The organism is Paenibacillus rubinfantis (assembly GCF_001486505.1).
GTDB classification, from domain to species: Bacteria; Bacillota; Bacilli; order Paenibacillales; family Paenibacillaceae; genus Fontibacillus; species Fontibacillus rubinfantis.
This window is the reverse complement of the sequence record NZ_LN909063.1, coordinates 632,657-646,287: the sequence shown is the minus strand read 5'-3', so window position 1 is coordinate 646,287 and position 13,631 is coordinate 632,657. Positions and strand designations below refer to the sequence as shown.

General features: G+C 35.7%; 10 protein-coding genes. 2 read left to right on the top strand and 8 right to left on the bottom strand.

Going from position 1 to position 13,631, the window contains the following annotated elements:
• Window position 1 precedes the first annotated feature (1 nt).
• Genes BN3277_RS08000 through BN3277_RS07980 form a run of 5 tightly spaced genes read right to left on the bottom strand, consistent with a single transcriptional unit; the run spans window position 2 to window position 8,744 of the window.
• Complete coding sequence (locus BN3277_RS08000) at window positions 2-1,771, bottom strand: glycosyltransferase (protein ID WP_059041717.1); 1,770 nt, start codon at window positions 1,769-1,771, stop codon at window positions 2-4.
• A 46-nt stretch (window positions 1,772-1,817) separates the two neighbouring features.
• Window positions 1,818-2,594: an FkbM family methyltransferase gene (locus BN3277_RS07995; protein WP_059041716.1), complete on the bottom strand. Its 777-nt coding sequence runs from the start codon at window positions 2,592-2,594 to the stop codon at window positions 1,818-1,820.
• 18 nt (window positions 2,595-2,612) lie between these two features.
• Window positions 2,613-3,401, bottom strand: coding sequence for a glycosyltransferase family 2 protein (locus tag BN3277_RS07990; protein WP_059041715.1), 789 nt, complete (start codon window positions 3,399-3,401; stop codon window positions 2,613-2,615).
• 16 nt (window positions 3,402-3,417) lie between these two features.
• A complete protein-coding gene (locus BN3277_RS07985; RefSeq protein WP_059041714.1) occupies window positions 3,418-6,693 on the bottom strand; it encodes a glycosyltransferase in 3,276 nt (1,091 codons plus the stop codon).
• Window positions 6,690-8,744 carry a glycosyltransferase gene (locus BN3277_RS07980; protein ID WP_059041713.1) on the bottom strand — a complete coding sequence of 685 codons (2,055 nt, stop codon included), beginning with the start codon at window positions 8,742-8,744 and terminating at the stop codon, window positions 6,690-6,692. The genes BN3277_RS07985 and BN3277_RS07980 overlap by 4 nt, the downstream gene beginning before the upstream one ends.
• A gap of 207 nt (window positions 8,745-8,951) precedes the next feature.
• Between BN3277_RS07980 and BN3277_RS07975 the strand changes: the two genes are divergently transcribed.
• Window positions 8,952-10,451, top strand: a complete 1,500-nt coding sequence (locus BN3277_RS07975; RefSeq protein WP_059041712.1) for a CDP-glycerol glycerophosphotransferase family protein — start codon at window positions 8,952-8,954, stop codon at window positions 10,449-10,451.
• Between the two features lie 15 nt (window positions 10,452-10,466).
• Window positions 10,467-10,856 (top strand): glycerol-3-phosphate cytidylyltransferase, encoded by a 390-nt coding sequence (gene tagD, locus BN3277_RS07970; RefSeq protein ID WP_059041711.1) that lies wholly within the window; start codon window positions 10,467-10,469, stop codon window positions 10,854-10,856.
• Window positions 10,857-10,897: 41 nt separating this feature from the next.
• Here the strand turns inward: tagD and BN3277_RS07965 are convergent, their stop codons facing one another.
• From BN3277_RS07965 to fliS, 3 genes are read right to left on the bottom strand one after another with little or no spacing between them, the layout of a single operon-like run.
• Window positions 10,898-12,871 (bottom strand): tetratricopeptide repeat-containing glycosyltransferase family 2 protein, encoded by a 1,974-nt coding sequence (locus BN3277_RS07965; RefSeq protein ID WP_059041710.1) that lies wholly within the window; start codon window positions 12,869-12,871, stop codon window positions 10,898-10,900.
• Window positions 12,872-12,889: 18 nt separating this feature from the next.
• The gene (locus BN3277_RS07960) at window positions 12,890-13,228 is read right to left on the bottom strand and encodes a hypothetical protein (RefSeq protein ID WP_059041709.1); all 339 of its coding nucleotides are present in this window, start codon (window positions 13,226-13,228) and stop codon (window positions 12,890-12,892) included.
• On the bottom strand, window positions 13,225-13,614 hold the full coding sequence (fliS, locus tag BN3277_RS07955; protein WP_059041708.1) for a flagellar export chaperone FliS: 390 nt from the start codon (window positions 13,612-13,614) through the stop codon (window positions 13,225-13,227). Before fliS ends, BN3277_RS07960 begins: the two co-directional genes overlap by 4 nt.
• Window positions 13,615-13,631 lie beyond the last annotated feature (17 nt).

Below are 13,631 nucleotides of genomic sequence, written 5' to 3'. Positions count from 1 at the left end.
ATTAAATTGAATTAAGAGCTCTCATAATTATTTCTAAGAGTTGGTTAGAAGCGTCATCTCTAACATCGATCGCATTCAGGTAGTGCAAAGCTTGATCATGTGCACCAATCTGATATAGGACATATGCATAGTTATACAATGTATCATGATGTCTACTATCAATCTCTAGAGATGCATTCAAGAGTGGGATAATGTCGTTAAATAAACCTTGAGCGAAAAAAGAGGTCGCTAAAATATTAAAGACTTGCTGTTTATCTATACTCACAGTGTGAATGACTCTTATAATATCTCTATTGTCAATTTCGTGATTTTTGATCATACCAACGATAAGCGAAATGGCATCCGAAGAATCTTCTTTCCCAACTCTCTTGAGTAACTCCTCTAATTGAGGTGTATCAGATTCTGAGGTTCTTGAAGCTCTAATCAAGTATTTGACCGACTTAAGGTGATTATTATCCTCTAGATTTACAAGTGAACTTAAATGGCCTACAAAGCCCTCTTCTATATCAGTCATTGTACTCTGTACTGTCTTGTATCTGATTTCCGTAAATCCAGCTTCTAAGAACAGCTTTTGGATTTCAGGTAATGAATAGAGGTGTAAGCTACTACGGTTCACTACGCCACCACTATATAATGTATCATTTTTTAATAATGAGTATATAACGCTATAGTGTGTTGAATTTGGGATGCTGGCAATCATTTTCCCGCCTGGTTTAAGGGAGGCAACTAACTTCTTTAAAACCATTTCCGGGTCAACCAGTTGATCTATGACATCACCCAAAAGGATATAGTCGTAATAACCCTCTGGATATGAATAATGCTCCGCATCCCTAGCAATAACATCGCAAACTAATTTAGCAATAGATGCAGCACTTTCATTTTTCTCAATTCCTTGCAAGTTCGACTTAGGAAACTTATATTTTGCTTTCAGTAATGTTGCCCCACATGCACAGCCTACATCTAATATATTCAATGACCTGTCGGCATCCTCTTCGTTCATGAGGTCGATCAAATCTTCTCGTGGCTGCATATGGTGTGCAGTATGAAAACCCCATTTTTCTTCAAACAAAACTCTATTTTTATTCCATAACTGTTGTCTTTGCTCCGGCATTTCCCCAAATGAAGTCGATCCAAAGTGATGAATAAAGACGTTCTGACAGAGCATTAGCTTATATCCTGTTTGCATAATCCTAACGGAATAATCACTATCTTCACACATTCCAGGACTAAACATCTCATCTAGTAGCCCAACCTTTTCAACAACTTCCTTCTTGATTAACATGCAAAAGCCGATTAATTTTAACCGTTGCTCCCATTTAGGAGCGGAGCTGGAATTATAAGAGTTAGCAAAGTCCCACATTTCTTCTAATGTCGAGTAATTCGCTAGTACCTCCTGATCTCCATAAGCACTATTCGTTACAGGACCTACTGCCCCGATATCGTCTGAGCTATATAAGCAGTCATTCATCAGAGTAAGCCACTGATCGGTCACAAGAACGTCATTATTAAGAAGGAGTATACTATCCCCCGTAGCTACTTCAATGCCTTGATTACAGCCCTTTGGAAACCCCACATTTTCTTCATTAAAAATTGTTAGAACATCCGTTTGTTCCGCCAACCACTCGCGGGTCCCATCTGTCGAGTTGTTGTCCACAACTATTAATTGATAGGTTCCTCGAGGGGTGTATTGACGGATGCTGTTAATACACGCTTGGGTGTATTCCAATTTGTTGTATGTGAGGAGGATGATGCTGGTTATATTGGTTAACATCTAAAAAACCACCTTGTAGTAACAATCATATTATCCTTTGTCAAATTCACCAAAGTTCATCGGTAAATACGTAAGAGTTAAAATTACTCTCTTCATAGATGGCATCCATCATAATTAACTCTTGGTTCGTATTATATATATATTTGTACGAACTTAATGTATCTAGCATCCTCTTGGTTGAATTGACAAATGCATCAGTTATATTAGAATCAGCTTTATTCTCTAAATACTTTTTCAAATAAGGCGGATGTATCGATAAATATAATGTAGGCTTATTCTTTTGAAAAAATGATTTTAATGAAGGAAGTAATTCATACTCCGCACCTTCAATATCAATTTTCACAAAATTAACATCATCCAAATTATATTGTTCAGCCAGCTCATTAATGGTTATTGCTGGGATTTCATAACTTTCAATTGAGGAATCACTGGATAAAACTGAAGACATAGAATCCCCGTTATTTGAATTCAAGAAAAGATTTATACTACCTGATTTTGGACTCAGCGCTGCATTAATACAAGTAACTTTATGCGAGTGCATAGTATTAAGCCTAACATTTTCAATTAACTCATTATAAACCATTTTATTAGGTTCAATAGCATATACATGCTTGGATTTCTGTGATCCATATAAAACAGTAGGTCCAATCCATGCACCAATATCCAAATAATCATACGTAGATTCTAAAAATCTATTAAATATCCGAAAGGTCTCTTCTTCCCAATGCCTGTAGTTATATCTCCAAAAATCAGCATGTTTAGGAATTTCATCTTTGATGTTGACGCTGAACACAACTCCAAGTTTATTGATCTCTAACTCCATATATTTACCCCGCTTATGTTAATCTATCTTAATTAGCTTGCTTTTTTCACCATCTTCTACCAATCTATAACCATTTTTAAGTAGCCTTTCTTTTAATCCTTCAATAGAGAACCATGTCTTAGCTTTATAATTAGATAAGTAATACTCCAAGTTTTTTTCAAACTCTTGGATGTTATGCCCCCAATTTGTAACTAAGTATCTATCATTCCAAGCTACGTACCAGCCAAGTCTCCTAACATCACCTGAGAATTGTCCATCTGCTGGGAACCTCCATTGGCCAGATTCAAAATTACTCCATCTAAGCCCCTGTTCAATTAGTTCCTTTCTCACCACAGAAGAAGTTCCAACATTTTGATCTGTTATATAGAAGGACAATCCCTCACGGGATATAAGCTTAGCATTTTTGGCTTCCCAAATCTCTCCTATTTCCGTTTGAGGGACTGGAGAGAAGAGAGATATCTGTCCAATTTGGTGAAAAAGATTCAATTTTTTTATTATTTGTTCATCCCATCCCGGTAAATACTCTAGATCATTTTCGGAAAAGTGCACATATTTATAATTATAATCTCTATCAAGTATTAAATTGAAAGCCTCCCCTCCTATGTTCTCTTCCAAATATAGAACATCAAAGTCGAATTTTTGAGATAACTCAGACAGTAAATGAGTAGTTTCAGTATCCGACCCATTGTCAACTACCACTAGTTTGAAAGTGCACGTAATTGTTTTATGATAACTATTTATAGTTTGTTCCAACAATTCAGGTCTATTCCAGCTTAGTAGAATAGTAAGTAAACTTACACAGGTCATAGAATAACTCCTACAATTAATTTAGTCCCATTTTATTTACAAAAGATTTTTGCTTTGCTGTGCTTGATAAATTTACAATCCCCTCATTTTTCCTATTTACTGAATTTTGGAATATAGACTCCATTTGATAGTGCTGATATAAGCGATTTTCATCAAAATTCGAATATAATTGTTTTATGATAAATAGAATAAAGTCAGATGCCTTCGAGAAAGTTATATATGGGTGCATTTCTTGGAATAATGAATTTAGATTTCGGAATATCACGTAATCTTCTGTGATATTGTCACAGTAAATCCACTTTCTATCCACAAACCTTACTCTACCTTCCTTATCTCGAATTAAATTATTGTATGAATAGTCAATACTCTCACCTTTAACATAATAAAATTTATTCGGGTCTAACTTCCCAGTACTAAAATCATTAAGAAGGTGTCTTCTTACTTCCTTAATAAGAAATACTAACTCATTATAATTATCCCTTCTCAGTAAATGCCTATATGCTTCTAAAGTTAAGCTTTTCCCCTCTATATATGGTTCATTACGTAGCTCAAATGTGTGTCTATCAGATATAATGCTCTTTGAAACTGAGGATAACGGCGTTCTTTCAACTTTTTTGTATCCATTATCATCAAATAGAAAATTCACTTTATGATGATATATTGGCTTAACCTCATCCCTGTTAGAGTATTTAGTCATACTTACTTTAGTTTTTAAATTAACTGACGTTGACTTTGAACACAGGACTAAGAATGAGTTAGAGAACTCATGAAGTAATTGGGCTGAAGATAAAGAATCAATTAATAACGCATCTGGCATTAAATATTCTCTATGTTGTCCATTGCTAGGGAATAACCCTCTCATGACTCCGCCATAATTCCAGTCATACATGTTTTCACTCTCTTTAATTATAGTGCTTGGGAATTTATAATCAGGGAAGCAATGATAAAATTGAATATTCTCATATCCGGCATTCTTTAGAACTTCCGTAAGTTCTTTCCTACTGAAGGTAATAGCTGATGATTCTGGATATCCAGATATACCTGAAAAGAGTTGATTATTATGATCTTCCGCACATCCTGAGAAGTACTTCGCTCCAAGCTTATTTTCAATTGCAACAACCAATATACCATCGTCTTCTAGGTGATCACCTACCTCCTTCAAAAGCTCTACACATGTTTGTTGAGGGTTGGTTGATTTGGCATAGAATGGAATGTACTCTAGCACCCCTATTAAAGTTGCAATATCATACTTTTCTCGAGGGAAAGACATATTTAGCAGATTATCTACATAAACTTTGACGTTAGAAAACTCTTTATTTCTCAACACATTAGCGTGTGCTCTCTTTAAGCTTCCTTCTATAACATCAACTTCTTTAAAATTCTGAGCTAACCACCATGTAATTGCCCCCATTCCACCTCCTAATTCCAATAATGGCCCTTTTTTCTCTAGCAACAATTCTTTGATAAAGTCAAACAAATTATGTCTAGCTGGTGATAAATGATACTTACTTCCCCAACTATTTATAAAGGGGAGCAAATTTTGAGAATCTTCACGAATATGCTTTAACTCTTTGAAAATATTAATTATATAATCTTCACTACCATCTGCGTAGTCAATATTAGTTATATCTTTTCTTACATAACACTCAAATTCAGGAAGAAAAGCAAAAGCATTGTTATTATCTAATTGATGATTCTCCGTTTTATGAACGTATTGATTATTAGTTCTAATCGTAAATATTTCATCTTGCAGCACTTTTTTGATTGAAATCAAATCATCATACTCGTCATCAAATGTAACGTAACCTACTCTTTTTTCGATATCATTCAAAAAATGCCACATATTTTCTAATGCCATCAAATACTCAGCCTTATCTTTAAAATATCCGAATTTAGTTGCGTTTAAGAGAAGATTACAGAAATCAATTCTTCCATTTATCAACATTTTTCTGTTTTGTAACTGTTGACCATTATGAATTCTGAAGAAGCTTAGACTCTCACTAATGTAAACAGCATTTCCTTGATGAAGTATGCCCATCCAACTAGCCAAATCCACATTACACACATACTTCCTATTAGCAAAATAGCCAAAACGTTCAATCAGTGTATTTTTTCTAAATAAGACTGTTGTAGGTTCACCAATAGAATTCACAATGTTTTTAAGTAAAAATTCTCCTAAAGATATTCCATCTATTACTGTATCCTCTTCAAATAGTCTCTCAGTCGCGGCCCAATCTTCTAAATAATCTCCTTCTGAGTTGATAAGTTGACGATGGGATGTCACAAGTTTTATATTTTGATCCTTGTCACGTATCAAATAGTCCATCATTTTTTCAATTTTAAGAGGGTGAAATAAATCATCATCCATTAAAAAGTTAATAAAATCACCTTTACTTAAGTCAAGACACTTTAGGTCGTTTTCAAACTGCCCTAAGTTTTTTTCATTCTTATAGTACTTAATATTTTCAAATTGTAGTAAATAGGGGATAATAGCTTGTTCTGTATCGTTATTGGTGCTATCATCACAAACAATAATCTCAATATTCTTATACGATTGATTTATCACACTTTCTAATGCCTGTAAGAAAAAGTTTGGACGATTATACGTTGGAATCAATATACTTACTAGCGGGAATAATGACCTATATTTATCTAAAATAAAATTAATACTATCTCTATCGAATTCATGAATTAACTCGTCATCGTATATGCACCATGGGTTCTCTTGTTTTGGAGTTGCCAAAAGATACCCCTCTTCACTATAAGAAACTGATTGTGAAATGCTGTATATATCTTTGTTACGATATTTATCTTCTATCCATGGAATATCATATTGAGTAACCATAAGAAGCCCATCTAGTACTCTTACCAATTCAAACTCTTTCTCAATTGGATTAAAACTTAGAAGTTCCATATTACTTTTATTAGAATTGTGGAGAATACAACCATACGTTTCTGGTGATATCTCCCACCTACAATTTGTCGGTAGAGTCTTAGATCCAATTACTCCAATAGCACCAATTCTAGGGTTCAGTTTGAATAAATTAATGGTATCAAAGATAAAATCCTTATTAATTATTAATGTTTTTTCATCAATATAAACTTTGAATTTTGCGTCACTTTGCTTTAATGCACGATTATACCCTACAGATAAATATTCCGCATCGGTAATATTAATGATCTCGACTTCTATCATTTCAGGTACATTTAAAGCCTTAATATATCGTAGGCATTCTTCATATAAGATTTTATCTGTTGAACAAGTGATAAATGCTATTTTATTCTCATTCATTGTATTTTCTCCTTAATCTTCCTTTTTAGCAACTCAATATCTTCATCTATACCATTTATCTGGTACAAAAAATTAAGCGCAAGATTGTACTCATTAAAACTGTATAAAACCATACCTAAATTATATAAGGTATTCGGGTTATTACTATCTTTATCATATGCGTGCTCTAAAAAAGGCAAAACCCAATCATATAGTTCAGAATCAAAACACATGGCCGATATTTGGTTAAACACCCCTACTTTATCAAATACATATAAATTAACATTGTTTACAATCTGATCAATTGAAATTTTACCTAGTTCTATTAATTGCAGAATAGAATTGCACGCTTCACTTTTCTCCACGTCATTTTCTATACGTCGAAGCAGAAATTTTAATTGGTTTTCTTCATATTTGTTTTTATATATGCCTAATTCTATTTCGCTCATCCACTTTAGGATCTGATCACTTTTATCCTCTAGTTTATTCAGCCAACATAATGCGTCCTGTTCTTCACCAATCGTATACAAATAAGTTGCTATATTAGTAATTGTAATGGCCTCTTCAGGATCGTATTCATATGCTTTATTAAAAAATGCTAATGCACTGTCGTATTGCTTTTTTTCAAGATAATAAATCCCCAGATAATTCATTATATTAATTCGCCCCCCTCCTTCGTACGAATCCAGAGAGGCCAAAATTTGTTCAGTAGAGTGGGAATATATTGATGAAAGTAACCTTTCCTGAGGTTTAGTGAGTAACTCCTTAAAATAACCGTGCAAGATATAATTGCGAGAGTTTTTTTGAGCGGTAATCACAAAACTCTCAACTTCAAACTCATAAGGAAGTTCATCAACCAACGCTTCAACCTCTTTAATAAAATAGGTGTCCTCATCAATTAATTGCTTGGTGACATAATCCACATCTAACTCTGCAAATCCCTCTTTTTCAAACAACGATACTATGTCTGTCAGATTCCAAAACCGCTTATCTGTCTGGAATCCACTACCACAAAGTAAACTCCGCACATTTTCGAAATAGTTCAAATTAGGCATTTCAATTAATAGTTTTCCTGAGTCATCCAGAAGGTTAAATGCTTTATTTAGTATTTTATCCAATTCGAGTTTTGGATTAAGGATGATATAATCGAATTTCCTAGCACAGTCATTAAGTAGTATTTCAAACACATTATAAGAAAAAATATGAGGAACTCCATCTTCAATATTACACCCATAAACATCCGCATGTGGGAACCTTTTGAGTAATTCTAGATTTGTTGCACCAATTCCACTTCCTATTATTAAAACACTAAAAATATCATCTTTTTCTCTATGAATATATCTTATTACTCTATCTAAAGGACTTGTATAATCAATATCGAAACCCCATTTTTTCTTGAAGTTTTCCATAAATATCTTTTTTTGGCTTGGTTCGTTATAACCATAATGATAAATAAAAGTATTTTTAGAAACCGCTATACTCCAACCTGCTTTACTCAATCTCATTGAGTAATCAACAATCAGGGAACTCCCGCTAAATTGCTCATCAAAAAAACCAACCTCTTCGAAAACCGTTCTTTTCATAAATACCATAAAATCCGATAAAACCAATACTTTTTCAAGCTCAGCCCCATCAATTTGGTTAGAATATGATAACAAATCATTAATTGAGGAAAATTTCACTTCTTCAGTTGGATAATTGTTTGTTGCATAATTTGTAAGAGGCCCTACTGCTCCAATTCCATCATTATTTTCTATCGCATCTCTTAACTTTACTAACCAATTTTCAGTCACTATATTATCAGCATGCATAAATAATATAAAATCCCCAAGAGCAAATTGAGCGCCTTGATTCCAAGCTTGAGTTAGCGTGAGATCTTCATTATCAATAAAGAGAGGTCTTAAGTCTGTTTGTTCCGATAACCAGGAACTCACTTTCATCGATCCAAACGAACTAACCACAATCAGTTCATACAAGCCTTTTTCTGTATAGCGTCGTATGCTATCAATAGAATCCTTCAAATATTCAATTTCCTCATCAAAACCAGCCAAAATAATACTAGTCTTTTTCATATTTATCTCCTTATAATCCTGATTCCTTCGAAAATATTATTATTTTTATTATCGGTATTATTATCGATTTCAAAGAGATCATTTATGTACATTCCCCAATGTATTGTTTTCCATTTTTTAAATATAGGCTTTCATTAAGTACATTGTTCTATATTCCGATAAAATATATAAAGAGATTTTGTCCATAGCTATCGGAAAGGACCTAAAATGGAAAACCAAGATAAAATCAAAATCACCCTCTTTCACTTATCCTCATCAGGATCAAACAACTACTACTTATACCGTGCTGCTTCGGATGAACTGAGAACTAAATACGATATTGAACTGCTGACGGAGGAGCAATTCCGCCACAATCGCTATATCGATCAGAGTGACGTGTATATTACAACACATGGCGAGTACTTGTCTCCTTATGACAAAATCAATATTGATCTGTGGCACGGCTTCCCATTAAAAGGCATGGCGAAAATGGACAAGCAAGAGCAAGTTCCCGATGAACACATCCAACAGCACTGGGCCAAGATGGATATGATCATGTCCTATTCCCCGCTGTACAATACAGCGATGAATGCTTGCAATGGCGCTAACATCCGTCAGTACAGGGTAACGGGGGTACCGCGGAATGATGCTCTTTTCTCGAACGGGAGCAAAGCCAATTTGAACACCCTATATCCACAACTGGATGTGGTTAAAGAGAAATTCATTTTCTTTATGCCTACTTTCCGAAAGTCTGTGATGACTCCAAACAAGGTGGAAGGATCCAAAAACTCCAAGAATCTTTTCGGTCTTCCTGCGTTCGAGCAAAAGGAGTTACTGAAGTTTCTCGAAGAAAATCAGATTACGTTAATTATTAAGCTTCACCCGTTTGAAGAAGCCTATTTTGCAGAAGAATTGGAACAATTGAAATCCCCAAAAATCCTTGTACTTAACGATGGGATGTTAGGTCAAGCCAATTTAGATCTTTACGATGTGTTAAGCGCGGCGGATATGCTAATTACCGATTATTCATCGGTGTACATTGATTATTTACTGCTAAACCGTCCCATTGTATTTTTACCAACTGATTTGGAGGAATATAAAGGAAACCGCGGTTTATTATTTGAGCCTTATGATTTTTGGACTCCGGGTCCAAAGGTATACACACAAAAGGAACTGCAGGGTACTATTTACAACCTCATCTCAGGCCAGGATTCTTATTCGGACAAGCGACAAACCATTCTTAACTTATGCCATACTTATCAAGATAATAAAGCCTCTAAGCGTATATGGGGAATGATTGACGAATACATTCAGGAGAATCTAAATCTAATCTATGAAAGAAGACAACTCCTTCAAACCCATAAAAGGATGCAACAGCAGATTAAGCAAAAAATAAATGAGATGATTGAGCAGGGGCATTTAGCACAAGCGAATGAGGCCATCAATCAGTACTTGGAGACCAATACAGCAGATTCAGATATTTTCGCAATGAATGGTATGCTTCATCTATTAACCGATAATCCTCATGAAGCGATTAAAACGTTCGAAAGAGGGTATCAATTCTTTCCTTGGGATGAGGACTTACTCTATAATCTGGGGTATGTTTATGAATCACTTGGTGAAAGAGAATCGGCTCTTCATAATTATGTTCAGGCTAGAAAACAAACCATGAAGCCCCAACTAATCGCACTGCTCGATGAAAGAATAGCAGCTTTATCTGTGAAATAACAGGAGGTTTTAGCTTTGCGAAAGGTCATCACCTACGGCACCTTTGATCTTCTTCATTACGGACACATCCTTCTTTTAAAACGAGCTAAAGAGCTTGGGGATCATTTAACTGTGGCTCTGTCAACGGATGATTTTAATGCGATTAAAGGGAAACAAGCCTATTTCTCCTATGAGGAACGAAAAATGATGCTGGAAGCTATTAAATATGTAGATCATGTCATACCGGAGCACATCTGGGAGCAAAAAAGTGCAGATATTCAGAAACACCAGATTGATGTGTTTGTCATGGGGGATGATTGGCGAGGAAAATTTGATGAGTTAAGTACCTTATGCAAAGTCGTCTATTTACCCAGAACACCGGATATTTCAACGACCTCCATTAAAACCAACTTGCAAAAGTTCTAATGAATAGAAAGGGACTCCTCTAAGGAAGTCCCTTTCTTTCATTATCCATGAATCTGTTTATGAAGGAAGTCAGCAATAAAGGAGATCGTGGTGAACTCGGGAAACTCACTTTTAAACAGTTCTATATAGTGTGTTTTCTCTTCCTGTCTCGCATTTTTAATGAGAAAGTAATAAAGATGCCTTGCTTGAGGCTCCTCTCTTAAGGCAGAACTCAAGAACTCCACAGCGTCTTCTTTATAATTTTGATTGGCATGATATAAACCCAAATTCTCCAGGCTGTTAAAGTTTAACGCTTGACTAGACAACAATATCGAATAATAGTCCATCGCCAAATTCAGCACATTGATGCTATAAAAATAATTCGCCAATTGATTGACTAAGTTATTGGTTTGAAATTTCTTCATGAAGATATCAAATAACTCGTATTGTTTAAGCAAGAACAACTGTCTAGCGATAATAAACAGCTTTTCCGAATTAACTTCATAGTCTGAACTCTTCGGGGAAGGCTGGTTAGTCAAAAGAGTACTCATTACGAATTGATGTAGTTTTTGAACCTCTTCATCCTTTATGCTCAGTGTGAGTCGATGAAGCAAATCAGACTCATTCCATAGCATTGCCCCGATAAGTCCCTGTAACCACATATAGAACGGACGATCTTCTTCATGGCCAATAGCAGATTGAATACTTTTCATCCAATCTTGTTTGTCCTGCTGTACAAGGGAAAGTCGAATCCGGTCCCCCGATGTTAATTGGCTATCAATATCCAGATAAGGTCTATAGTAATTTACCAACTCTTCTTGACCTAAGGCTAGAGATATTTTAAATAACAAAGAAACATCCGAAGGATCGTTTACATCATAGATCTGATTCAACAATTGAATTACGGATTCCGGGGCATCATTATGACATAACCATTCAACTAACTTAAGCAGGACGGTGGGGTTCTTCCTGTTTTTGTTGAGCAGCTTCGAAAGCCAATAAATAGCCTTTTGATTGTCATTTGTGTGGGAATAGACCTCGATCAGTTGCTGTACTGGCATATCAAAACTATACATCGGATCTACAAGCCAAATTTCCTGATTATTTACTGCTCTTAATTCAGCGGTCTCTATTGCTTTCAAATAACAGGCAATAGCTTCATCAAAGAAACCCAAAGTTTCATATTGTACGCCTTTAATAGCATAATAATCAGCAAATTCACTGTACTCCGCAAGCCTAGATTCGGTCCATTCCCACGATTTATCTAACTTATTCTGCTTATAATATAGAGTGATGAGTCCTACTAGACAATGTGGATACCATACCGTTTTAGTTCCAGCATCCTTTATTGCCAGCTCATAACATTCCAATGCCTTTTGCTCTTCCTTGGCATATCTATACTGATTGCCTAAGGTAAACCAGTCGTATGCACTCATCTCTCCATTTTGCTGCATTTGATTGAAGATCTGCATATTACGCTCATGTTTATTTTTCTCATCAACGCGGAGATTCTGGTACCCTGTATGATATATATTTAAATCCAGTTTCTTATGAAACAGCTCCCCTGCAGTCCCGCGGGTTAGTTGTTCGTGGATAGGTCTCTCAAAGTATATGCCTTTAAAATTCGGGAAAAGTCGCGTGACGGGCGAAGTACTGATTTCATCTTCGTAACCCTTATCCCCTGTAAAGTTTATGATCGGTAAGGTATAGGCCAAGTACTCCAACGGCTTCTCTTGCTCCATGAAAGCAACCCATTTGTCCTGATCATCTGGAGAAAGATACTCATCGGCATCCAGAATAAGAATCCACTTGCCGGTAGCGTGTCGAATGGATTCATTTCGTGCAGCAGCAAAGTCATTCGTCCAAGAATACTCATATACTTGGTCCGTATATTGGGCCGCAATGTCCTTCGTTTTATCTGTCGAACCTGTATCAACAATGATAATTTCATCCGCAATGGTACGAACGCTTTCTAAACAGCGCGGCAATAACTCTTCCTCATCCTTAACAATCATACAGACACTTAGTCGCTTCATTAGATTCAGCCCTTTGGGTTATTTCTTATAGTCAAAAAACATGCTGTCGGGGGTGTATCCTACATTATAGGCCGAGGTTTGGTTCTTAATGTTTCCTCGTTTCAGCAACCAATCACTCGCTTCTTCTTTATACTGCGCCATACGAGATAATATCATCTCATCGTATTTCCTTAAGTTCAGAAGTCGATTTCGATCTTGATCGTCTAAAGAATCCTTTAGCGGAAGGATGAGGTTAGCCAACTCTTCCCGATGGTCAGAAAAGTCGGCTAATTCTTCGTAACTAATTTGATGAATCTGTTGCACGACGTGTAACGTTAATTGCTCTAGTTCGAGGACATAATCCTTCGCCAACGTCATTGTCCGCTCTCCAAGTTTCCAGCAATAGATTTCGCTGCCGTGTCCCAAGCTTCTCTAAGCTCAAGTAAATAGGACAACACTTCATTAGCCGGTGTAGTATTTTTTTTCAAATTAGCCACAATCAACTGATGAAGCATGTACTCATAAATCTGCGACAAATTCTTGGCGATAGGATAGTCAAAGTTTAAAGCAGCAATAAGTTCATGAATGACCGCCTGTGCTTTACATAAATTAGTATTGGTTTTTTCATAATTTTTCTCATCAATCCCCGAAATGCCGGTTCTAACAAAACGAATAGCACCATCATATAACATAAGCAGCAGCTGTGCAGGCGGAGCAGTTTGAAGTTGAGTTTGTTGGTATTTTTGATATGGCGAGTTAATCAACTTGATCTCTCCTTTTC

What these genes read in the sequence shown, in the direction of transcription:
- BN3277_RS08000 (WP_059041717.1), bottom strand. Translation starts at nt 1,771, where the DNA reads ATGTTAACCAATATAACCAGCATCATCCTCCTCACATACAACAAATTG.
- BN3277_RS07995 (WP_059041716.1), bottom strand. Translation starts at nt 2,594, where the DNA reads ATGGAGTTAGAGATCAATAAACTTGGAGTTGTGTTCAGCGTCAACATC.
- BN3277_RS07990 (WP_059041715.1), bottom strand. Translation starts at nt 3,401, where the DNA reads ATGACCTGTGTAAGTTTACTTACTATTCTACTAAGCTGGAATAGACCT.
- BN3277_RS07985 (WP_059041714.1), bottom strand. Translation starts at nt 6,693, where the DNA reads ATGAATGAGAATAAAATAGCATTTATCACTTGTTCAACAGATAAAATC.
- BN3277_RS07980 (WP_059041713.1), bottom strand. Translation starts at nt 8,744, where the DNA reads ATGAAAAAGACTAGTATTATTTTGGCTGGTTTTGATGAGGAAATTGAA.
- BN3277_RS07975 (WP_059041712.1), top strand. Translation starts at nt 8,952, where the DNA reads ATGGAAAACCAAGATAAAATCAAAATCACCCTCTTTCACTTATCCTCA.
- BN3277_RS07965 (WP_059041710.1), bottom strand. Translation starts at nt 12,871, where the DNA reads ATGAAGCGACTAAGTGTCTGTATGATTGTTAAGGATGAGGAAGAGTTA.
- BN3277_RS07960 (WP_059041709.1), bottom strand. Translation starts at nt 13,228, where the DNA reads ATGACGTTGGCGAAGGATTATGTCCTCGAACTAGAGCAATTAACGTTA.